General features: G+C 72.0%; 18 protein-coding genes. 6 read left to right on the top strand and 12 right to left on the bottom strand.

What is annotated here, in order from left to right:
* On the bottom strand, positions 1 to 513 hold the full coding sequence (gene rimP, locus ACZ4S3_RS25665; protein ID WP_467937981.1) for a ribosome maturation factor RimP: 513 nt from the start codon (positions 511 to 513) through the stop codon (positions 1 to 3).
* A gap of 118 nt (positions 514 to 631) precedes the next feature.
* Between rimP and ACZ4S3_RS25660 the strand changes: the two genes are divergently transcribed.
* The 3 genes from ACZ4S3_RS25660 to ACZ4S3_RS25650 are packed head-to-tail and all read left to right on the top strand — an operon-like array spanning position 632 to position 2721.
* Positions 632 to 1213, top strand: coding sequence for a hypothetical protein (locus tag ACZ4S3_RS25660; protein WP_467937979.1), 582 nt, complete (start codon positions 632 to 634; stop codon positions 1211 to 1213).
* A gap of 46 nt (positions 1214 to 1259) precedes the next feature.
* The gene (locus ACZ4S3_RS25655) at positions 1260 to 1760 is read left to right on the top strand and encodes a DUF4439 domain-containing protein (protein WP_467937977.1); all 501 of its coding nucleotides are present in this window, start codon (positions 1260 to 1262) and stop codon (positions 1758 to 1760) included.
* A 49-nt stretch (positions 1761 to 1809) separates the two neighbouring features.
* Complete coding sequence (locus ACZ4S3_RS25650; RefSeq protein WP_467937975.1) at positions 1810 to 2721, top strand: aminoglycoside phosphotransferase family protein; 912 nt, start codon at positions 1810 to 1812, stop codon at positions 2719 to 2721.
* 87 nt (positions 2722 to 2808) lie between these two features.
* Here the strand turns inward: ACZ4S3_RS25650 and ACZ4S3_RS25645 are convergent, their stop codons facing one another.
* From ACZ4S3_RS25645 to ACZ4S3_RS25605, 9 genes are all read right to left on the bottom strand, one after another.
* A complete protein-coding gene (locus ACZ4S3_RS25645) occupies positions 2809 to 4518 on the bottom strand; it encodes a proline--tRNA ligase (RefSeq protein ID WP_467937973.1) in 1710 nt (569 codons plus the stop codon).
* A gap of 89 nt (positions 4519 to 4607) precedes the next feature.
* Positions 4608 to 5144: a GNAT family N-acetyltransferase gene (locus ACZ4S3_RS25640; protein WP_467937971.1), complete on the bottom strand. Its 537-nt coding sequence runs from the start codon at positions 5142 to 5144 to the stop codon at positions 4608 to 4610.
* A 40-nt stretch (positions 5145 to 5184) separates the two neighbouring features.
* Complete coding sequence (locus ACZ4S3_RS25635) at positions 5185 to 6030, bottom strand: GNAT family N-acetyltransferase (RefSeq protein WP_467937969.1); 846 nt, start codon at positions 6028 to 6030, stop codon at positions 5185 to 5187.
* A gap of 167 nt (positions 6031 to 6197) precedes the next feature.
* Positions 6198 to 7355, bottom strand: coding sequence for a flavodoxin-dependent (E)-4-hydroxy-3-methylbut-2-enyl-diphosphate synthase (ispG, locus tag ACZ4S3_RS25630; protein ID WP_467937968.1), 1158 nt, complete (start codon positions 7353 to 7355; stop codon positions 6198 to 6200).
* A gap of 209 nt (positions 7356 to 7564) precedes the next feature.
* Positions 7565 to 8866, bottom strand: a complete 1302-nt coding sequence (locus ACZ4S3_RS25625; RefSeq protein WP_467937966.1) for a M50 family metallopeptidase — start codon at positions 8864 to 8866, stop codon at positions 7565 to 7567.
* A complete protein-coding gene (dxr, locus tag ACZ4S3_RS25620; protein WP_467937965.1) occupies positions 8863 to 10128 on the bottom strand; it encodes a 1-deoxy-D-xylulose-5-phosphate reductoisomerase in 1266 nt (421 codons plus the stop codon). Before dxr ends, ACZ4S3_RS25625 begins: the two co-directional genes overlap by 4 nt.
* Positions 10129 to 10209: 81 nt before the next feature.
* Complete coding sequence (locus tag ACZ4S3_RS25615) at positions 10210 to 12129, bottom strand: acyl-CoA dehydrogenase family protein (protein WP_467937964.1); 1920 nt, start codon at positions 12127 to 12129, stop codon at positions 10210 to 10212.
* 442 nt (positions 12130 to 12571) lie between these two features.
* The gene (locus tag ACZ4S3_RS25610; RefSeq protein WP_467937962.1) at positions 12572 to 14029 is read right to left on the bottom strand and encodes an aldehyde dehydrogenase family protein; all 1458 of its coding nucleotides are present in this window, start codon (positions 14027 to 14029) and stop codon (positions 12572 to 12574) included.
* 196 nt (positions 14030 to 14225) lie between these two features.
* Positions 14226 to 15872, bottom strand: coding sequence for a PucR family transcriptional regulator (locus ACZ4S3_RS25605; RefSeq protein WP_467937961.1), 1647 nt, complete (start codon positions 15870 to 15872; stop codon positions 14226 to 14228).
* A gap of 272 nt (positions 15873 to 16144) precedes the next feature.
* Between ACZ4S3_RS25605 and ACZ4S3_RS25600 the strand changes: the two genes are divergently transcribed.
* Entirely contained in the window at positions 16145 to 16546 is a 402-nt protein-coding gene (locus ACZ4S3_RS25600; protein WP_467937960.1) for a RidA family protein, read from the top strand.
* Between the two features lie 23 nt (positions 16547 to 16569).
* On the opposite strand, the gene ACZ4S3_RS25595 is transcribed toward ACZ4S3_RS25600, so the two are convergent.
* Positions 16570 to 18711 carry a type IV secretory system conjugative DNA transfer family protein gene (locus ACZ4S3_RS25595; protein WP_467937958.1) on the bottom strand — a complete coding sequence of 714 codons (2142 nt, stop codon included), beginning with the start codon at positions 18709 to 18711 and terminating at the stop codon, positions 16570 to 16572.
* Positions 18712 to 18915: 204 nt separating this feature from the next.
* Here ACZ4S3_RS25595 and gabT point away from each other — a divergent pair, with 204 nt between their 5' ends.
* Positions 18916 to 20265 carry a 4-aminobutyrate--2-oxoglutarate transaminase gene (gene gabT / locus ACZ4S3_RS25590; protein ID WP_467937956.1) on the top strand — a complete coding sequence of 450 codons (1350 nt, stop codon included), beginning with the start codon at positions 18916 to 18918 and terminating at the stop codon, positions 20263 to 20265.
* Between the two features lie 509 nt (positions 20266 to 20774).
* Positions 20775 to 21428 (top strand): phosphatase PAP2 family protein, encoded by a 654-nt coding sequence (locus ACZ4S3_RS25585; RefSeq protein WP_467937954.1) that lies wholly within the window; start codon positions 20775 to 20777, stop codon positions 21426 to 21428.
* Positions 21429 to 21437: 9 nt separating this feature from the next.
* On the opposite strand, the gene ACZ4S3_RS25580 is transcribed toward ACZ4S3_RS25585, so the two are convergent.
* Positions 21438 to 21890: a hypothetical protein gene (locus tag ACZ4S3_RS25580; RefSeq protein WP_467937952.1), complete on the bottom strand. Its 453-nt coding sequence runs from the start codon at positions 21888 to 21890 to the stop codon at positions 21438 to 21440.
* Between the last annotated feature and the right edge of the window lie 32 nt (positions 21891 to 21922).

Below are 21922 nucleotides of genomic sequence, written 5' to 3'. Positions count from 1 at the left end.
CTACGCCTCCTCCTTGTTCTCGTCGTTCTCGTCGTTCTTCTTACGGCTGAATTCCAGCTCGACCCGCGCCTTGGCGATCTCGTCGAACGAGACCCGCCGCTCGGTTGGCTTACGTCCCTTGACGCCCGGCACCTCGAGGTCCAGCCCCGCCTCGTCCACGGACATGATCCGCGCGATGAGCTCGCCGCCCTCGTGCAGCTGGACCTTGATCAGACGGCCGGTGGCGCGGCGGTAGTGCCGCAGCTCGGTCAGCGGCCGGTCGGCGCCGGGAGAGGTCACCTCGAGGGTGTACGGGGCGCCGCCCATCACATCGGATTCGTCCAGCGCCTGCGAGGCCTCGCGGCTCACCGCGGCGCAATCGTCCAGCTGGACGCCGTCGTCGGAATCGACCACGATCCTCAGCACCCGCCGCTTGCCCGCGGGGGTCACCTCGATCTCTTCCAGATCCAGGTCTCGCGCGGCGACGAGCGGTTCAAGCAATCCGCGCAGCCTCTCGCTCTGGGTGGTGCTCATCCGGGTGACTCCTCGGCCGCGTGTGCTGTTGTGGGTAGGTCGCGTGTCGGGTCAAAGCCTATCGGTTCCGGCGGGGTACTGACGATTCGGTGGACGGTCACGGATACTCTCGCCTGCGGTGATCACTACGGAAGACCCCGGGAAGTGGAACGTGCCGAACCTGGCGCTCACGCGCAGAAGAACCCTGCTGGCCGGCGCCGCCCTCGGGGGCGCCGCCCTGCTCACGGGCTGCTCCGAAGACCCCGGTCCGGAACGGGCCGAACACTCCCTTGCCGCCGGCCTCCTGCGTCGCCGCACCGCCCAGGACAGCACCGCGCTGCTGGTCCGCTACGACGCGACCCTGGCCGCCCACCCCGCCCTGGAGCCGGCCCTGCGCCCGCTGCGCACCGAAGTCGCCCGCCACGCCGAGGCGTTGGCCTCCGTCGGCACGGGCCACTCCCCCGCCGGCACCCCGTCCCAAGGCGCATCCCGACACGCCGAAACCGGCGTGTCGGACCACTCCCCCTCCCCCGCCGGGCAGTCCGGCCCACCGGTCCCCGAGGATGAGAGGTCGGCCCGCGCGGAGCTGGCCGATGCGGAACGAAAACTGGCCGACAAGCGCACCAAGGCCCTGACCACCGCCCCGCCGGAACTGGCCCGCCTGCTCGCCTCGGTGGCCGCGGCAGGCGCGGCGCACGCGTATCTGCTGGGAGCGGCATGAGGCGCCACCAGCGGCCGGAACATGACCACGAAAGGCCGTGCGCCCGATGACGGAAACGACCCGCGACAAGAACGACGGCAACGGGGCCGAGCTGGCGGCCGTACAGGCAGCCCTGGCGGCCGAATACGCGGCCGTATACGGCTATGGCGTGGTCGGGGGCCGCATCTCTCGCGCGCGGCGCACGGAGGCGCAGCAGGCGTACGACGCGCACCGCGCCCGCCGGGACGCGCTGCGCCGCGCCGTACAGGACCTGGGCGGCAGGCCACCGGCCGCGGCGGCCGCCTACGAGCTGCCCTTCCCGGTCCCGGACGCGGCGGCCGCGGCCCGGCTCGCGGCGGAGCTGGAGGACCGTCTGGCGGCCGTCTACGCGGATCTCGTACGGGCCGCGGAGAAGACCCGGCGCATGGAGGCGGCGGCCGCGCTGCGCGAGGCGGCGGTGCGGGCGGTGCGCTGGCGCGGCAGCGGCGTAGCCTTCCCTGGGCTCGTGGAGCGGGCCACGGCCGACGCGCCCTCGAGCTCCGCGAGCGCGTCCTCGAACGCGCTCTGAACGACCGGCCGCCCCGCGGCCACCGCCCCAGGAAAGGGACAGCTCAGGCATGGCAACGGCACCCATCGAACCGCCGCAGCGGTTGGTGAGTTCGCTGAGCAGCGATCCGGAAAGCCCCGTACGCGAGTGGCTCAACGCACTCCCGACGCTGGTTCAGCAGCAGCTGGACGCCTGGGACCTGACGCTGGAAAGGGTGCACGCGCCCGGAGGCCGCAGCAGCCTGCTGGCACTCGTACGGCAAAAGGACGGCACACCCGCGGCCCTCAAGTTCCCGGTACCCGGCCGGGCGTCCGCCGACGAAGCGGCCGCGCTGGACATATGGGACGGCTGGGGGGCCGTGCGCCTACTGCGGGCGGACCACAGCAGCGGCGCCCTTCTGCTGGAACGCCTGCAGAGCGCCGTATCGCTGCGCTCCCTCCCCGAGGCCAAGGCACTTCTGGAGGCAGCGGGCACGGTGCGCCGTCTGTGGGTGCCACGGGAGACCGGCCACTCCTTCGGCACGCTGGCCGAAGGCACCGAGGAGGCCGTGGAGGCACTCCGTCGGGCCGGAGCGCTCAGCGGTGCCGCCGCCCCGCTGGTGGACGAGGCGCAGGAACTGCGCCGCACCCTGCCCACGACGACCGACGAGCGCTTTCTCCTGCACGGCGCATTCCGCCAGGGCAAGGTGCTGGCCGGCGAGCGGACACCGTGGCTGGCGATCGGCCCGTCGCCCGTGGTCGGCGAGCGCGCATACGACCTGGCGGAACTGGTACTGGACCGCTTCGAAGACATGATGGGCGGCTCCGGCGCAGCCGCCGCGGCCCGCCGCCGGGTCGCCAAACTGGCCGACTCCCTGGACGTCGACCGGGACCGCCTGCGCGCCTGGACGCTGTACCGGGCGGTGGAGGCAGGCGTACGGGAATGCGCGGCGGGCGACCGCAGGCACGGCGAACTCCTCCTGGAGTTCGCGGCCTGGCTGTAAGCACCACGAGGAGGGCCCCACGGCACGGAGCCGGTGACGGCGGATCCGCGGAACACTCCGCCAAAATCCGCCGCCCACGACAACCCGTCAGGCGCTGAGCCGGGCGACGGCCTCCTCGACCGTCAGCTCCTCGCGCTCACCGGTGAGCCGGTCCTTGACCTCGACCACGCCTTCGCCGGCCCGACGCCCCGCGACGACAATGGTCGGCACGCCCAGCAGCTCCGCGTCGGTGAACTTCACACCGGGCGACACCCCGGCCCGGTCGTCAACCAGCACCCGCAGCCCCGCGGCACCGAGCTGCTCGCCGACCGACAGCGCGAGCTCCGTCTGCTTGGCCTTGCCCGCCGCCACGACGTGCACATCGGCCGGCGCCACCTCGCGCGGCCAGCACAGCCCGGACTCGTCGTGCGTCTGCTCGGCGAGAGCGGCCACCGCACGCGAGACACCGATGCCGTACGAGCCCATGGTGACCCGGACCGGCTTGCCGTTCTGGCCGAGGACGTCGAGCTCGAAGGCGTCGGCGTACTTGCGACCGAGCTGGAAGATGTGACCGATCTCGATGGCGCGGTCGATGCGCAGCCCTGTACCGCACTTGGGGCAGGGGTCACCCGGCTCCACGACGACGACGTCGAGGTACTCGTCGACCTCGAAGTCACGGCCGGCGACGACGTTCTTGGCGTGCATGCCCGGCTTGTTGGCGCCGGTGATCCAGGCGGTGCCCTGGGCGACCCTCGGGTCGGCGATGTAGCGGAACGCCTTCCCGGCCAGTCCCTGCGGGCCGACGTAGCCGCGCACCAGGTCGGGCCGGTCGGTGAAGTCCTCGGCGGTGACCAGCTCGACGGTGGCCGGCGCCAGGTGCTCCCCGAGCTTGCCGAGGTCGACCTCGCGGTCACCCGGCACGCCGATCGCGACGATCTCGCCGTCGACCTTGACCAGGAGGTTCTTGAGCGTCGCGGAGGCCGGCACCTTCAGGTGCGCCGCGAGCAGCTCGATGGTGGGCGTCTCGGGGGTGTCCAGCTCCTCGACCGGACCATGGGCCGCGCCGTCGACGGCTTCGACCTTGACCGTCACGGCCTCCGTGTTGGCCGCGTAGTCACAGGCCGGGCAGTCGACGAAGGTGTCCTCGCCGGCCGCGGCGGGGGCGAGGAACTCCTCGGAGGCGGAGCCGCCCATCGCGCCGGAGACGGCGGAGACGATGCGGTAGTCCAGGCCGAGCCGCTCGAAGATCTTGGTGTAGGCCTCGCGGTGCAGGGCGTAGGACTGCTCCAGGCCCTCGTCGGTGGTGTCGAAGCTGTACGAGTCCTTCATCTGGAACTCGCGGCCGCGCAGCACACCGGAGCGGGGGCGGGCCTCGTCGCGGTACTTGGTCTGGATCTGGTAGAGGATCACCGGCAGGTCCTTGTAGGACGTGCACTGGTCCTTGACCGTGAGGGTGAAGATCTCTTCGTGGGTGGGGCCGAGGAGGTAGTCGGCGCCCTTGCGGTCCTTGAGGCGGAAGAGGAGATCGCCGTACTCCTCCCAGCGGCCGCTGGCCTCGTAGGGTTCCTTGGGCAGCAGGGCCGGCAGCAGGACTTCCTGGCCGCCGATGGCGTCCATCTCCTCGCGGACGATGCGGGAGACGTTCTCCAGGACCTTCTTGCCGAGCGGCAGCCACGTCCAGATGCCGGCGGAGGAGCGGCGGACGTAGCCGGCGCGGACGAGCAGCTTGTGGCTGGCGGTCTCGGCGTCGGCCGGGTCCTCGCGCAGTGTCTTGATCATCAAGCGGGACATGCGCTGAACCTGTGCGGCGTGGGCCATGGGAGTTTCTCCTGCGTAAGAAAGGTGACTCCCAGGAGGTTAGCCGCACGGGGATGTAGCACGGAAATGCGTTACCCGGCGGCGGCCGCTCAGGGCCGTATCAACGGAAGGGGTGCCCCCATCACGGCATACGGGGTCGGAGCGCTGGGGAACATCACCCGCCGTGCGATATCCCGGTATCCCAGCGACCGGTACAGCCCACGGGCCGGGCTTTCGATATCGATGGCGGACAGGATGGACCGCGGCTCCTGGGCGCCGTCCGTGATCCGGGTGATCAGCGTCCGGCCGATTCCCCGCCCCTGGTAGGCGGGGTGGACATGCAGCTCCGTGATGACGAAGGAGTCGTCGAGCCAGTGGTCGAGCTGCCCGCTGCGCAGATACGGCTCCACGACGGTCGACCACCAGTGGGCGCGGTCATTGGGCATGCCGTACACGAACCCGATGAGCCGCCCGGCGGGTGTGGTGGCCCCCAGGGCACGGGCCCCGCGGCAGCCGAGGTGGCGCAGCACGATATGCCGCCGGACGGCGATCTCGTCGTCGCCCAGCCCGAAGGCGAGCGCCTGCACCGCGAGCGCATCGTCCACGCGGGCGGCGAGATCGAGAGGGCCGACCGCGACGTCATCCATGGTCGGAGCGTACAAGGCGGCGCCCCGGAACGAGCACGACTCAGAACAGCACGCTCATGAACGCGCCGACTTCCTCGAACCCCACCCGGCGGTAGGAGGCGCGGGCGGCGGCGTTGAAGTCGTTCACATACAGGCTCACCACGGGCGCGACGTCACTGAGCGCGTACCGCAGCACGGCGGCCATCCCGGTCTCGGACAGCCCCTTGCCCCGGTAGGCCGGATCCACCCACACCCCCTGGATCTGGCAGGCGCGCGGCGTCGCGGCCCCGATCTCGGCCTTGAAGATGACCTTGCCGTCCTCGACGCGGGCGAAGGAACGACCGGATCCGACGAGTTCGGCGACCCGGGCCTGGTAGAGGAGCCCGCCGTCGCCGGCCATCGGGGAGATGCCGACCTCTTCGGTGAACATGGCCACGCACGCGGGCATGATCACGTCCATTTCGCTCTTCCGGATCCGCCGGACGTAGGGATCGGGCGCGATCTCGCCGGACGGCGCGCGGGTGACCATCAGCGGCTGGTGGGCCCGGACCTCGCGGGCCGGACCCCAGTGCGGCTCGAGCAGTGACCACAGCTCGGTGGTGGGGCCCGCGGGGCCCACGATGGAGGAGCAGCGCCGGCCCTGGCGGCGCGCGCGCTCGGCGAAGCCGTGGACGGCCTCTGAGGTGGCGCAGACCGGTACGAGGTTGGCCCCGGCGTAGCAGAGGGATTCCAGCCGGCCGCCGACGTACCAGCCCCACATCTCGCCGCCGAGCCGCCAGGGATCGAGGCCTGCGATCTGTACGCGGGCGGCGACGAAGGCGTTGGCGACCGGGTCGCGGTCCAGGACCGCGAGGGCATCATCGAGCTCTCCCGGCTCGAGGACCTTGATGGTGGTGGTCGTCAGCACGTGTCGGAAAGCCTCACCGTTGCGGGCCTGGGAGGCCAGGCAGGAGCAGGTCTTGGCACTTTACCTCCCCCCGCACGGGAGCACCCGGCCCGCTTCGGGAGGGCCGGTCCCGGGGCATGCGCGAGCCCCGCGGCCCGGGGCGGGGCGGCGGGGCTCGGCGGGGTTCGTCAGCCGGCGGCGGAGACGACCGGGGCGCCGGACTCGACGCCGTCCTTCTCCATCTGCTCGGCGATCTTCAGCGCCTCTTCGATCAGCGTCTCGACGATCTTCGATTCCGGCACGGTCTTGATGACCTCGCCCTTGACGAAGATCTGGCCCTTGCCGTTGCCGGAGGCGACCCCGAGGTCGGCCTCGCGGGCCTCGCCCGGACCGTTGACGACGCAGCCCATGACGGCGACGCGCAGCGGCACCTCCATGCCCTCCAGGCCCGCGGTGACCTCGTCGGCGAGCTTGTAGACGTCGACCTGGGCGCGGCCGCAGGACGGGCAGGAGACGATCTCGAGGCGGCGCTGGCGGAGGTTGAGGGACTCCAGGATGGAGATGCCGACCTTGACCTCTTCGGCGGGCGGCGCGGACAGCGAGACGCGGATGGTGTCGCCGATGCCCTCGCTGAGCAGCGCGCCGAAGGCGACCGCGGACTTGATGGTGCCCTGGAAGGCGGGGCCGGCCTCGGTGACGCCGAGGTGGAGGGGGTAGTCGCTCTGGGCGGCGAGCTGGCGGTAGGCGTTGACCATCACGACCGGGTCGTTGTGCTTGACCGAGATCTTGATGTCCCGGAAGCCGTGCTCCTCGAAGAGGGACGCCTCCCACAGCGCGGACTCGACCAGCGCCTCGGGGGTGGCCTTGCCGTACTTCTGGAGCAGGCGGCGGTCCAGGGAGCCGGCGTTGACGCCGATGCGGATGGGCGTCCCGGCGTCGGAGGCCGCCTTGGCGATCTCCTTGACCTTGTCGTCGAACTGCTTGATGTTGCCGGGGTTGACCCGGACGGCCGCGCAGCCGGCGTCGATGGCGGCGAAGACGTACTTCGGCTGGAAGTGGATGTCCGCGATGACCGGGATCTGGGACTTCCGGGCGATCACGGGCAGCGCGTCGGCGTCGTCCTGGGTGGGGCAGGCGACCCGGACGATCTGGCAGCCCGAGGCGGTCAGCTCGGCGATCTGCTGCAGCGTCGCGCCGATGTCGGACGTCCGCGTGGTCGTCATCGACTGCACCGAGACCGGTGCGTCTCCGCCCACGGCGACCGACCCGACCTGGATCTTGCGGCTGACCCGGCGGTCGGCGAGCTTGGTCGGTACGTCCGGCATTCCCAGCGCAATGGCAGTCATCTGGCGAGCAACCCCAAGGTATGGATCAAAGGTCCCGGCGTCGGCGGGCTCCAGCTTTCGAGATTACGTCACCGGGGTTGCCGCAAGCACATCGCTCCCCTGGGCCCCCTCGAAAGAGAACGGCCGGACACCTCCAAACGCCTCGGAGGTGCCCGGCCGCCGCCAAACGTGCTTTCAGGCCACAATCACTGCCAGGTCGAACGACGCCATCAGGTCAGCTTCACCGGATTCACCACGTCAGCCACCAGCACCAGCAGCGTGAAGCAGATGAAGATCCCGGCGACGACATAGGCGACCGGCATCAGCTTGGCGACGTCGAAGGGGCCGGGGTCGGGCCGCTTGGAGACCCGGGCGAAGGCCCGTCGGATGGCCTCCCAGACGGCGCCCGCGATGTGTCCGCCGTCCAGCGGGAGCAGCGGCAGCATGTTGAACAGGAACAGCGAGAGGTTGAAGCCGGCGACCAGGAAGAGCATGGTCGCCACCCGCTGCTCCGGCGGGATGTGCAGGGAGAAGACCTCGCCGCCGACCCGGGCCGCGCCGACCACGCCCATCGGGGAGTCCTGCTTGCGCTCGCCGCCGTTGAACGCGGCGTCCCACAGGTCCGGGATCTTGCCGGGCAGCTGGACCAGCGAGGAGACGCCCTGTTCGACCATGTTGCCCATACGGTCCACGGACTGGCCGAAAGACTGCGGGACGACGCCGCTGGCCGGGGTGAAGCCCAGGAATCCGGCGGTGACGAACCGGCCGGGGACATAGCCGCCGTGTCCGTCGGTCTTGGCGACCTTGTTCTCTATCAGGTCGGCGTGGAGCGTCGTACGGGCGCCGTGCCGCTCGACGACGATCGCGGCGGGTCCGGTGGTGTCGCGGATCTGCCCCTGGAGGGTGTCCCAGTCCGGTACCGCGTGTCCGTTGAACGAGACGATCTTGTCGCCGGCCTTGAGGCCCGCGGCCTTGGCCGGGGAGTCCTTGGCGGTCTTGGGGCACTTGTCGGTCTTGGCCGAGGCCGAGATCACACAGTCGGAGACGGACCCGACCTGCGTCGTCTGCGTATTGATGCCGAAGCCCATCAGCACGCTCATGAAGATCACGACCGCGAGGATCAGGTTCATGAACGGCCCGGCGAACATCACGATGATGCGCTTCCAGGGCTTGCGGGTGTAGAACAGCCGCTTTTCGTCGCCGGGCTGCAGCTCCTCGAAGGCCGCCGAGCGGGCGTCCTCGATCATGCCGCGGAACGGCGAGGTGGAGCGGGCCTGCAGCTTTCCGTCGTCGCCGGGCGGGAACATGCCGATCATGCGGATGTAGCCGCCGAGCGGGACGGCCTTGATGCCGTACTCGGTGTCGCCCTTCTTGCGGGAGAAGATCGTCGGCCCGAAGCCCACCATGTACTGCGGCACGCGGATACCGAACATCTTGGCCGTGGAGAGATGGCCGAGTTCGTGCCAGGCGATGGAGAACAGCAGGCCGACGACGAAGACGACTATGCCGAGGATGGTCATCCAGGTCGTCATGCGCGAGCCTCCGAAGGTGTCCGTGCCGCACGGGCGGCCAGTTCACGGGCGCGAGCGCGCGCCCAGGTTTCCGCCTGCAAGACGTCCGCCACGGTCAGGGAGGTTCCCTTGGCGGGGCTGCCGTGCTCGGCGACCACTTCGGCGACCGTATCCACAATCCCTGTGAACGGCAGCCCGCCGTTCAAGAACGCATCCACGCATTCCTCGTTCGCGGCGTTGAAGACGGCGGGCGCCGTGCCGCCGAGATCACCCACACGGCGGGCGAGCGGGACGGACGGGAAGGCCTGCTCGTCGAGCGGGAAGAACTCCCAGTTCTGGGCCTTTGTCCAGTCCACGCCCGGTGCGGCGTCCGGGACCCGCTCGGGCCAGCCCAGGCCCAGGGCGATCGGCATCCGCATGTCGGGCGGGCTGGCCTGGGCCAGGGTGGAGCCGTCGGTGAATTCCACCATCGAGTGGATGTAGGACTGCGGATGGACCACGACCTCGATGCGGTCGAAGGGGACGTCGAAGAGCAGATGCGCCTCGATGACCTCCAGGCCCTTGTTCACCAGGGTGGCGGAATTGATGGTGACGACCGGGCCCATGGACCAGGTGGGGTGGGCGAGGGCCTGTTCGGGTGTCACTCCGGCCAGGTCCCGCTTGCTGCGGCCGCGGAACGGGCCGCCGGAGGCGGTGACGACGAGCTTGCGGACCTCGGCGCGCTCGCCGCCGGCCAGCGCCTGGAAGAGCGCGGAGTGCTCGGAGTCGACGGGGATGATCTGGCCCGGCGCGGCGGCGGCCTTGACCAGCGGGCCACCGACGATCAGCGACTCCTTGTTGGCCAGGGCGAGCACCCGGCCGGCCTTGAGGGCGGCGAGGGTGGGGGCGAGGCCGATGGAGCCGGTGATGCCGTTGAGGACAGTGTGGCAGGGGGAGGCGGCGAGCTCGGTGGCGGCGTCGGGGCCCGCGAGAATCTCGGGCAGCGGCTCGCCGGCTCCGTAGCGGGCGGTGAGGGCCTCGCGCAGTGCGGGGACGACGTTCTCCCGGGCGACGGCGACCGTCCGCACCCGCAGCTGGTGCGCCTGGTCGGCGAGCAGTTCCACCCGGCCGCCGGCCGCCAGGAGCGCGGTCACCCGGAAGCGGTCGGGGTTGCGCAGCACGATGTCGATCGCCTGCGTGCCGATCGAACCGGTCGAGCCGAGGATCACGATGTCGCGCGGGCCTGCCGGGTCGGTGGCGGCCGGCTCGAAGCGCAGGTGCGGATGTGCGAGGGAGTCCGTCATGCGGTCCATTGTTGCCGGTCGGCGGCGCTCCTCGTACGGGGGACCCGGAGGCCGCCCGTACGAGGAGCAGGGTGTGTCACCTCACCGGATGGGGCGGCGCACATTGTCCTTCGTGCTGGGGCCCGGGGTGGCGTCCGCGATCCAGGGGCCGTCGCCGCTGGGGTCGATGACGCCCTCCTCCAGCCAGGTGTAGCTGCCGCCCAGGACCCCGGAGACGATCTTGCGGTCGAGGTCGTCGGTGTTGGTCCACAGCCGGGCGAACAGCTCCTCGACACGGATCCGCGACTGGCGGCAGAAGACCTCGGCGAGCTGATGGGCCTCGCGGCCGTGCTCGCCGCTCAGGCGCAGATGCTCGGCCCGTACGCAGGCCGCGCTCATCGCGAAGAGTTCGGCGCCGATGTCGACGATCCGGCCCAGGAAGCCCTGTTTGGTCTCCATCCGGCCCTGCCAGCGGGACATCGCGTAGAACGTGGAGCGGGCGAGCTTGCGGGAGGCGCGTTCGACGTAGCGCAGGTGGCCGGCCAGCTCGCCGAACTCCTGGTACGTACGCGGGAGTTGGCCCGGTCCGGCGACGAGCTTGGGCAGCCAGCGGGCGTAGAATCCGCCGGCCTTGGCCGCGGCCCGGCCCTTGTCGGCGAGGGACTTGTCGGGGTCGATGAGGTCACCGGCCACCGACAGGTGTGCGTCGACGGCCTCGCGGGCGATCAGCAGATGCATGATCTCCGTGGAGCCCTCGAAGATCCGGTTGATGCGCATATCGCGCAGCATCTGCTCGGTGGGGACGGCGCGCTCGCCGCGGGCGGCGAGCGAGTCGGCCGTCTCGAAGCCGCGGCCGCCGCGGATCTGGACCAGCTCGTCCGCCATCAGCCAGCCCATCTCGGAGCCGTAGAGCTTGGCGAGGGCGGCCTCGATGCGGATGTCGTTACGGTTCTCGTCGGCCATCTGGGAGGAGAGGTCGACGACGGCCTCGAGGGCGAAGGTGGTGGCGGCGATGAAGGACACCTTGGCGCCGACGGCCTCGTGCTCGGCGATCGGCTTGCCCCACTGCTCGCGGGCCGCGGACCACTCCCGGGAGATCTTCAGGCACCACTTGCCGACGCCGACGCACATCGCCGGCAGCGAGAGGCGGCCGGTGTTGAGCGTGGTCAGGGCGATCTTGAGGCCGGCGCCTTCGGGGCCGATGCGGTTCGCGGCGGGGACCCGTACCCGGTGGAAGCGGGTGACGCCGTTCTCCAGGCCGCGCAGGCCCATGAAGGCGTTGCGGTTCTCGACGGTGATGCCGGGCGAGCCGGCCTCGACGACGAAGGCGGTGATGCCGCCCTTGTGGCCTTCGGAGGCGGGCACCCGCGCCATCACCACCAGGAGGTCGGCCACCACGCCGTTGGTGGTCCACAGCTTCACGCCGTCCAGGACGTAGTCATCGCCCTCCGGGACGGCGGACGTCGCCAGCCGGGCCGGGTCGGAGCCGACGTCCGGTTCGGTCAGCAGGAACGCCGAGATGTCCGTGCGGGCGCACCGTGGCAGGAAGGCGTCCTTCTGCTCCTGGGTGCCGAAGATCTTCAGCGGCTGCGGCACGCCGATGGACTGGTGCGCGGAGAGCAGCGCGCCGATGGCGGGGCTGGCGGAGCCGGCCAGCGCGAGGGCCCGGTTGTAGTAGACCTGGGTGAGCCCGAGGCCGCCGTACTTCGTATCGATCTTCATGCCGAGCGCGCCGAGCTCCTTGAGCCCCTTCAGCGTCTCGTCGGGGATCTGTGCCTCACGCTCGATCCGGGCGCCGTCGACCTTGGTCTCGCAGAATTCGCGCAGCGTGGCCAGGAACTTCTCGCCGCGGCGCACATCGTCTGCCGCCGGGGTGGGGTGCGGATGGATGAGGTCGAGCCGGAAGCGCCCCAGGAACAGTTCCTTGGCGAAGCTGGGCTTGCGCCAGTTCTGCTCGCGGGCCGCCTCGGCAACCTGCCGCGCTTCGCGCTCGGAAACCTTGCGGATGGACGGAGCGGTCATCAGGAGCTCACCTCGCCGCGATCGGGAGTGCTGCGCCGGAGGGCCGGTCGGCCGCCGGACAGTGCTACTTGTGAGGGTTACCCGATCCGTAGGGGTTGCACCAGTGGTGCCGCGGGGAAGCGGCGGGCGGGCAGACGGGTATCCGCCATGGGCCATCCGGGGTGCGGCTCCGGCCGACGGGGCGGCCCGCACTATCGGCCATTCGGGGGATGTCCGGCCCCGCCGCCGGGCCGCGGCATACGCCGGACCCCGGCATACGGAGGGACGTATGCCGGGGTCCGGGAGGGAGGGACGCGGCGCGCTCCGGACGGGGGGGTGCCGGAGCGCGCCGCGGCCAGGGGCCGGCGCCGGGGGGTGCGCCGGCCGGAGCCTGGACGGCAGTACGGCCCAAGGGATGGCCGTCGCTGTCCACCGGTCCAGGCCGGTCCGGTGTGTTCCGGTGTTACAGCGCCAGGCCGGTCAGGACCAGCACCCGCTCGTAGGTGTAGTCGTCCATCGCGTAGCGCACGCCCTCGCGGCCCACGCCGGACTGCTTGGCACCGCCGTAGGGCATCTGGTCGGCGCGGTAGGACGGCACATCGCCGATGATCACGCCGCCGACCTCCAGGGCGCGGTGGGCGCGGAAGGCGGTCCGGGTGTCGTGCGTGAACACGCCGGCCTGCAGTCCGTACTTGGAGTCGTTGACGGCGGCGAACGCCTCGGCCTCGCCGTCCACCTTCTTGATGGTCAGCACCGGGCCGAAGACCTCTTCGCAGGCCAGCGTGGCACCGGCGGGCACGTCCTCCAGGACGGTCGGCGCGTAGGAGGCGCCGTCCCGCTTGCCGCCCGCGAGCAGCTTCGCGCCGCGCTGCACGGCCTCGTCCACCCAGTCCTCGACGCGCTTGGCGGCGGCCTCGTTGACCAGCGGGCCGACCTCGGTGGCGTCGTCCGACGGGTCGCCGGTGACCTGGGCGTTGACGGCCGCGACGATCTTGGGCACCAGGCGGTCGTAGACGGACGCGTCGGCGATGACCCGCTGCACGGAGATGCAGGACTGGCCGCCCTGGTAGTTGGAGAAGGTGGCGATCCGCTGCGCCGCCCAGTCCAGGTCCGCCTCGGAGGAGAAGTCGGCGAGGACGACGGCCGCGCCGTTGCCGCCGAGCTCCAGGGTGCAGTGCTTGCGCGGCACCGAGTCGAGGATGTCGTAGCCGACCTTCTCGGAGCCGGTGAAGGAGATGACGGGCAGCCGCTCGTCCTTCACCAGCGCCGGCATCGCCTCGTTGCCCACCGGAAGGATCGACCAGGAGCCGGCCGGCAGGCCGGTGCCCTCGAGCAGCTCGCCGATGATCAGCCCGGAGAGCGGGGTGGCCGGGGCGGGCTTGAGGATGATCGGGACGCCGGCCGCGATCGCCGGGGCGATCTTGTGGGCGCACAGGTTCAGCGGGAAGTTGAACGGCGCGATGCCCAGGACCGTGCCCCGGGGGAAGCGGCGGGTCAGGGCCAGGCGGCCGGCGCCGCCCGCGTCGGTGTCCAGGCGCTGGGCCTCGCCACCGTTGAAGCGGCGGGCCTCCTCGGCCGCGAAGCGGAAGACGGAGATGGCCCGGCCGACCTCGCCGCGCGCCCACTTGATGGGCTTGCCGTTCTCCGCGGAGATCAGCCGGGCGATCTCCTCCGTACGCTCCACCAGCTGACGCCCTACGTGGTCGAGGGCGGCGGCCCGCACATGGGCGGGGGTCGCGGCGAGCTCGTCCTGTACGGCGACGGAGGCGGTGATGGCCTCCTCGACCTGAGCCTCGGTGGGGACGCTCACCGTACCGACGAGACGTCCGTCCCAGGGGGAGTGGACATCGAAGGTGGTGTCGCCGGTGGTCTTACGGCCGGCGAGCCAAAAGGCGGTGGGGGCTGCAGCAGTGTTCGGCACAGTGGATCCCGGCCCTTCCGAAGTGGTGGGTGGTGCGGTGGCTCCGCGAGCGCTCGGCGAGCGGCTCCGTTGCATCCAAGGTAGGGGCGCGGTGCCGCCATGGCGTTTGTCCGAACCGGAGCAATCGGTGAGCGTGCCTCTCCGTGGTGGAGGGGGCCGGGGGCGGCGGGGCGGGCGCCGCGCTGTGCCGTCCCGGTCACTCCTCCGGGGGCGTGGACGTCGCCTTGAGCGCCAGCCACAGCTCCATCCGTACGTCCGCGTCGTCCAGCGAACGGCCGAGGATCTCCTCCACCCGCCGCATCCGGTAGCGCAGCGTATGGCGGTGTACGCCCAGGTCGGCGGCGGCCGCGTCCCACTGGCCGTGCCGGGCGAGCCAGGCGCGCAGCGACGCCACCAGATCACCGCGGCCGGTCGCATCGTGCTCACGCAGCGCCCGCAGCAGCCCGTCCGCGAAGGCCCGTACGGCGTCGTCGGCGAGCAGCGGCAGAACGGACCCGGCCGCCACGTCCTCGTGCTCGACCAGCGCCCGGCCGCGGCGGCGTGCCACGTACAGCGCCTGTTCGGCCTGGCGGTAGGCGTTCGCGGCGGCCATCGGGCCGGTCGGCGCGGACAGCCCCATGGCCAGCCCCCCGCCGCGGCCCGCCTCACCCCGCGGCGCGCGGCCGCGCGGCCGCGACTGCGCCCCGGAGCGGGCCTCGGCCAGGGCGGCGAACTCGGTGCAGGCGTCGGCGGCCGCCCCGCCGTCCGCGACCAGCACGATCAGCCGGTGGCCGTCCGGAACGGCGAGCACCGCCTCACCGGTCCGGGCGGCGGCGGAGTCCATCGCGTCGGCCAGCGCGTCGAGTACGGCCGGGGTGACGTCGCCCGACGGCGCGGCGGAGGGTTCGTCGTCGGCGGCCACCGGCTCGGCCACCACCATCCGGAACGGCGCGTCCAGCAGTCCGCCGTAGAGCCGGCCCGCCACCGCCCGCGCATGGTCCGGCTCCCCCGCGAGCAGCATCTTCAGCACCGCGGCGCCGAGCCGCTGCTCGGCATCCTGCAGGGCGCGGGACCGTTCCGTGGTGAGCGTGAGCAGCGCCACGGCGGAGTGCACGGCGTACCGCTCGGCGGTCCCCAGTGACGCCCCGGTCCCCACCGCGAGCACCCCGCGGGCACGGCGCCCCGTGCCCAGTGACTGCAGCTCGACCCGGTCGTCCCCCTCGGTGTCGCTGACGACCGAACTGGCCGGCGCGGGCCGCTCCCGCAGCCGCCCGACGTCCTCGGCCAGCCGGGCCGCCCGCCGGGCCGCCCAGTCCGGGGCGGCGGCGACCACGGCCCCCGACGCGTCGTACAGCGCGGCCCAGCCGTCCAGATGCGCGGCGAGCCGGGCCAGCAGCTCGGCCGGCCCCTCGGCGCTCAGCGCGGCCCGGGTCAGCTCCCGCTGCGCCTCGAACCCGGCCGTCACCGCGCGGTACTGGTCGGCGGCGACGGCGGCCGAGACGGCCTTGCTGATGGCGATGAACGGAGTCCTGCGCGGCACCCCGAGCATCGGCAGATTCTCCTGCCGGGCCGCCTCCACCAGGGCCTCGGGCACATCCTCGTAATTGACCCCGACCGCGAAACCCAGCCCGACGACGCCCGCCTGCGCCACTCTGCGCACATACCGGCGGCTCGCCTCCGCATCCTCCGCGTCCAGCTTGAGCGCGGTGATCAGCAGCAGCTCGCCGCCCTCCATGTACGGCACCGGGTCGATCAGCTCGCTGGCATGCGCCCAGCGCACCGGGACGTTCAGCCGGTCCTCGCCCGCGAGCACGGTCAGCTTGAGCGCGGTGTGGTTGACCAGGGAAGCGAGGGTGTGGGGCATAAGACCTTCGATGACGACGGGGAGCCGGCGGCCGCCCAGCGGACGTTTGCGCCGTCCCGTATGAGCGGCCAGTGCCGATTCTGCCTCAACGGAGGAATCCAGGGGACCTCCCGGACGGACGAATCCGGGCAGATGTCCTACGAGGGCCGCCGCTCACCCGACCGCCCCGGGGCCGCCCCGCCGAAATTCGCTGGACGGGCCCGCACCGCCCACGGTCTGATCGGCAACACCCGCCCGCGCCCCGGCGCCCGACCTCAGGTGAGGACCCCGCGATGGCCCGCTATGCAACCGCCCCCAGCCTCTTCCCGCCGCCCGGCTACTCCCACACCGCCGTCGTCGAGGCGGGCGAACGCCTGGTATTCACGGCCGGCGCGGTCCCCCTGGACGCCGACGGTAACCTCGTCGGCCCCGGCGACGTGGCCGCCCAGACCCGCCAGGTCCTGGCCAACCTCACCGCCCAGCTGACGGCTGCCGGCAGCACCCTCGAGGACGTGATCGTCAGCACGGTCCACGTCGTCGCCGACACCCCCGAAGCCCTCGACCCGGCCTGGGACGAGATCCGCGCCTCGGGCCTGTCGGCCGGTCCGCACACCTCGACGCTGCTCGGCGTCAGCGTGCTCGGCTATCCGGGACAACTGGTGGAGATCACGGCGGTGGCGGGCGTACGGGAGTGAGGGCCGGCGGCCCGGCGGTGGCGCTAGCGGCGCAGGTCGACCAGGACCGGGGGTGCCGACTCCCCCTTCACCGACGTCACCGACAGCACCGCATGCCCCGCGGGTACGGAATTGGCGAGGTCCGACGCGGACCAGCGTTCGCGCTCGACCGTGCGGACGGTGACGGCCTTGGCGGTGGCGGCCTTGCCGGTGACCAGGTGGCGGAAGATGTGGAACGCTTTCCCCGCTGCACTCTCCGCAATGATTTGACGGTCCGTCACATCCCGGGTCTCCACCCACGCCTTGCCCCACACCTCGGCGAACCGCGCCCCGTCCCAGGTCGTCACGCCCGCGAACGCCATCCGGCAGCCGACCGCACCGAGGAGCGCGCTGCGCAGCGCGTCGGGGACGTCGTCCAGCGAACGCAGCGTGAGCACCGCCCCGGCATTCGCCGAGCGCAGCCGCTGGAGGCCGCGCAGCGCCTCGGCGGTGATGGTGTGCGCCGCCTCGTCGAGCACCAGACAGGCGAAGAGTGAACGGTCGGTGCGTGCCACCGCGCACTCGGTGAACTGGGCGAGGACCAGCCGTGCCAGGATCCGCGAGGCCTCCGTGTGGCCACGCTCAGGCAGCTCGATGCGCACCCGCAAGGGGTGGTCGAGGGCGCGCAGGGAGACCTGGCGGGTGCGTCCCAGGGGGTCGAAGAACGCGGCGAAGGCGGGGCGGTCGAGCAGCGCGATGCGGTCGGCGAGCAGGACCCCTACATCACCGGCACGCTCCGACTGCCGTGCGCGGGCGTCCAGTTCGCGCAGCAGGGTCTGCTCGCGGGCGTCCTCCAGGGCGGTGCGCAGCGCACCCATCGCCTCGGGCGCGCCGTCCAGCAGCTCGCGCAGCTCGGGGACCGTGGGGAAGCGGTCGTGGGCGGCGCGGAAGGGGCCGAGCAGCTGGGCGAGCGCGGTCGCGGCACGCCGGCTGTCGCCGCCGGGCAGCTGCTCGGCGAGGTCACCCACCAGCGCCTCGGCGAGCATGCCGGCCGCTTCGTCGGGGTCGGTGGTGCCGCCGTACAGGTCGAGATCGCACTCCGGGTCGGGGCGGCCGATCTTGACCACCACGTCGAACGCGTCGTCCGCGCCGAGGTCGGAGCCGGCCGGCCCGACGGCGATCACGGCGCACTGCCCGGCCAGCGCCTGCAGACACATCGACTCCACCACCGGCTTGACCACGCGGGTGGTCTTGCCGCTCCCCGCGGGCCCGACGGCCAGGAGGGAGGTGCCGAGCACGCCCGGCTCCAGGGCGCAGCCGACGCCCCGGTGCTGATACGGGTTGCGCTCGTGATCGGCGGCGGTACCGATCCGCACCTGGTGGGCGAGCAGGTCGTGATCGGCGGTCCTGCGGGCCAGATCGCGCCGCCCCGAGGGGTGCGCGCAGGCCGCGGCGCCGTGCCGCAGCACGGTGTCGGTGAAGGAGGCGAGGGAGTTGTTGCCGGACCGTACCGATCGCCAGGCCCGGTCGATCCTGGCCGCGTCCACATCGTTCATCCGCCCGGCGCGGGCCTCGTCGGCGAGCTTGTCCGCGGCGTCGGATGCGCCGTGGGCGCGCAGCTCGGGCCATCGCGCGGGGTCGGCGGCGGGCTGGGGGGCGGCGGGGGCGGGCGCGCGGTCACGGACGCGCCGGACGAGCGGCGTGACGAGGGGCATCAGGAAGCGGCGGCCGAGTTCGCGCCAGCGGCCGAGGCGGCCGAAGACGACGACCATGAGGGCCACGAACAGGCCGTAATAGATGTAGCTGGCCCAGACATAGGCCATCGGGTTGCTGCCGTCCCGCCAGGAGTCGGGAGTCAGGAGCACCAGCGGCCACAGCCAGTAGGTGCCCAGATAGCCGTTCCACAGCAGCGACCACAGCAGCCAGCCGCACAGGAACGAGATCAGCGCACCGCTGATCAGCTGCCGTCCGGGGATCCGGTCGGGCTCCTCGGCGGGCCGGGGCCGGTGTCCGTACGTCCAGATCCCGGGCCCCGCCTCCGGCCGCGGCGTCCGGAGCCAGGCCAGCAGCGGCGGCTCCACGGCGGGCGGCGTCGTGGGCATGGCAGGCGGTGCGCTGGGCCGCGGCGGCGCATCCGGCGGTGCCGCCGGCCGCGGGACCAGTTCGGAGCGGGTGTTGCGTGCGTCCTGCGTGCCCTCGGTATCCATCCGCTGCCCTTGTCCCCCTCGCGCCCTCACCTGCTGCCGCCGTTCAATCTACTGGCCGCGCGCCGCCGCTATGTCCGGTGCGGACAACGCAACACGCGCACTTCTCCCGAACGGAACATGCCAGGGCCGGGCGAGCGGCCCTAACCTGCGAGAACAAGACCCCTGTACAACCCTGTACGTCCCCGTCCAACCCAGGAGACTGCCATGACCGAACTGTCCGGAGGGCCCGCCCTCCCCCAGGAGCGTCGAGTCGTCACCGCGATCCCCGGCCCGAAGTCGCAGGAGCTGTGGGCCCGTAAGCAGGCCACCGTGGCAGGCGGCGTCGGTGCGGTGCTGCCCGTGTTCATCAAGCGCGCCGGCGGCGGTGTCCTGGAGGACGTGGACGGCAACTCTCTGATCGACTTCGGTTCCGGTATCGCCGTGACCTCGGTCGGCAACAGCGCCGAGGCCGTGGTGCGCCGCGCCACCGCGCAGCTCAACGACTTCACCCACACCTGTGCGATGGTCACGCCCTACGAGCCGTACATCGAGGTCTGTGAGGCGCTCGCCGAGCTCACCCCGGGCGACCACGCCAAGAAGTCCGCGCTGTTCAACTCCGGCGCCGAGGCCGTGGAGAACGCCGTCAAGGTGGCCCGCGCGTACACCAAGCGCCAGGCGGTCGTCGTCTTCGACCACGGCTACCACGGCCGTACGAACCTGACGATGGCACTGACCTCGAAGAACATGCCGTACAAGAACGGCTTCGGCCCGTTCGCGCCCGAGGTCTACCGCGTTCCGGTCGCCTACCCCTACCGCTGGCTGACCGGCCCGGAGAACTGCGCCCAGGAGGCCGCGGCCCAGGCGATCGAGCAGATCAACAAGCAGATCGGCGCGGACAACGTCGCGGCGATCATCATCGAGCCGTTGCTCGGTGAGGGCGGCTTCATCGAGCCGGCCAAGGGCTTCCTCCCGGCGATCGCGAACTTCGCGAAGGAGAACGGGATCGTCTTCGTCGCGGACGAGATCCAGTCCGGCTTCTGCCGCACCGGTCAGTGGTTCGCGTGTGAGGACGAGGGCATCGTTCCCGACCTGATCACGACGGCGAAGGGCATTGCCGGCGGTCTGCCGCTGGCCGCCGTCACCGGCCGCGCCGAGATCATGGACGCCGCGCACGCGGGCGGCCTGGGCGGCACCTACGGCGGTAACCCGGTGGCCTGCGCCGCCGCGCTCGGTTCCATCGAGACCATGCGCGAGCAGGACCTCAACGCCAAGGCCAAGCACATCGAGCAGGTCATGAAGGCCCGCCTGACGGCCATGGCGGAGAAGTTCGACATCATCGGTGAGGTCCGCGGCCGCGGCGCGATGATCGCGATCGAGCTGGTCAAGTCCGGTTCGAAGGACCCGAACCCGGAGGCCACCGGCGCGCTCGCCAAGGCCTGCCACCAGGAGGGCCTGCTGGTCCTGACGACCGGTACGTACGGCAACGTGCTGCGCTTCCTGCCGCCGCTGGTGATCGGTGAGAACCTGCTCAACGAGGGTCTGGAGATCCTCGAGGCGGCGTTCGCCGCGCTGTGATGCCCGGCCCCCGATGAACCCCGGCGCGGCCCGGGGCGCGGCTCATGCCGTGCCCCGGGCCGCGCCCGTTTCCCGGCACCGCGAGGTGCGTACGCGCGTAGCTGGAGGCGCCGAGTGAAGAAGATGTGCGGGGCCGATGGCGGCCGGGTGATGTGCCTGTCGGGTGTGCGCGTGGTGCCGTACGGTTTCGGCAGATGAGAGAAACACCCCGCCCGCAGGGGACTGCGGGCGACGCCCGGTCGGCGCTTCCCCGGCTCCGATCAGGCCGTGCCCTCGCGCACACCACCGGGACCCCTCGGGGCTCCGGGAATCCTCACCGATCGGATGTCCGCCCGCCCCATACCCCCCGGGGCGCGCGGGACACCGGTCAGCGCGGCCGCCTCGGAACCACCCCCCCTGTTCCGAGGCGGCCGCCTCTTTTGCCGGGGACCTCTTTCCCGCGTTCCCTCTTCCGGCGTTCCCTTTTCCGGCGCTCCCTCTTCCCGCATGCCCTTGTTCTGCTGGTCTGTGTGGTGCTGTTTGCCGCGATCAGTTGGCAGGTGGCCGATCATGAGCCGCTGCGCACGGTGGACGAGCGGGCCGGGCGGGCCGTTGCCGCAAGTGCCCTGCCCTCCTGGCTGGCCGAGTTCTTCGCCGATCTCGGTAATACGGCCATTGCACTGCCGGTGCTGCTGGTGGTGGCGGGATGGGTGGGGCGGGCCGCGTGGCGCGGGCGTCGGCGGGGCGGGAATGCCGCCGGTGCGACGCGGTGGTGGCTGCCGCCGCTCGCCGCCGTATCGGCGCTGGCCGCGGTGCCCGCACTCGTCGTCCCGCTCAAGCTCTGGTTCGCGCGGCCGGGGCCGCCGCAGATGGGCGGCGGCGCGCACGACGGCTTCTATCCGTCGGGGCATGCGGCCACGGCGGCGGTCGCGTACGGGATGGCCGCGCTGTTGCTGATCCGGGTACGGAGGCGGACGGGCCGCCGGGCCGCGGTCGCGCTGGTGGGCGGCGCCCTGCTGCTCAATGCCGGTGTCGGCCTCGGGCTGGTGCGCCAGGGCTACCACTGGCCGCTGGATGTGCTCGGCAGCTGGTGTCTGGCCGGGGTGCTGCTGACGGTGTGGTGCGCGGTGTACGGCCGGTGGGCGGCGGCCCCCGTGGGCGCGGACACCTCTTTGGCGCCGTAGGACGCCCGCTCACCCCTCCCCCGCCAGCAGAGCCACCGCCTCGTGCAGAGCGAGCTCCAGGACGCAGGGGTCGGTGAGGGTTCCGGTGCCGTCCGGCGGCACCCGCCAGCGGAGGCCTCCGGCGGCCCGGCCCGGGTAGGGGACCGCGATCCAGGTGCCGCGCCCCGCGCCCCGTACACCAGTGCCCAGCCAGCGGGCGGTGGTGCCCGGCGGGACGAAGAAGCCGGTGCGGGAGTCGCCGAGGCCGGCCAGGACGGGGCCGGGGCGGCGGAGGAGGCGGAGGAGGACGTCGAGGGCCAGCGGGCCGAGCGTGCCGTCGGTGATCAGTACGTCCCACAGGCGGCCGGCCGGCAGGAGCGCGACACCGTGCGGGTTGCGCTCCCAGGTCCAGCGGCAGGCATCGGGGTCCGGTGCCGCCGATACCAGCCAGTCCACTGCGTTGTTCGCCCCGGCGGCGCTCATGTCGTCCCTCGCTTCCCCGGCCCGGTCGGGCC

Source organism: Streptomyces sp. NPDC028368, assembly GCF_055565615.1.
The sequence above is the reverse complement of the archived record's forward strand: the minus strand, read 5'-3'. Positions and strand labels throughout refer to the sequence as shown.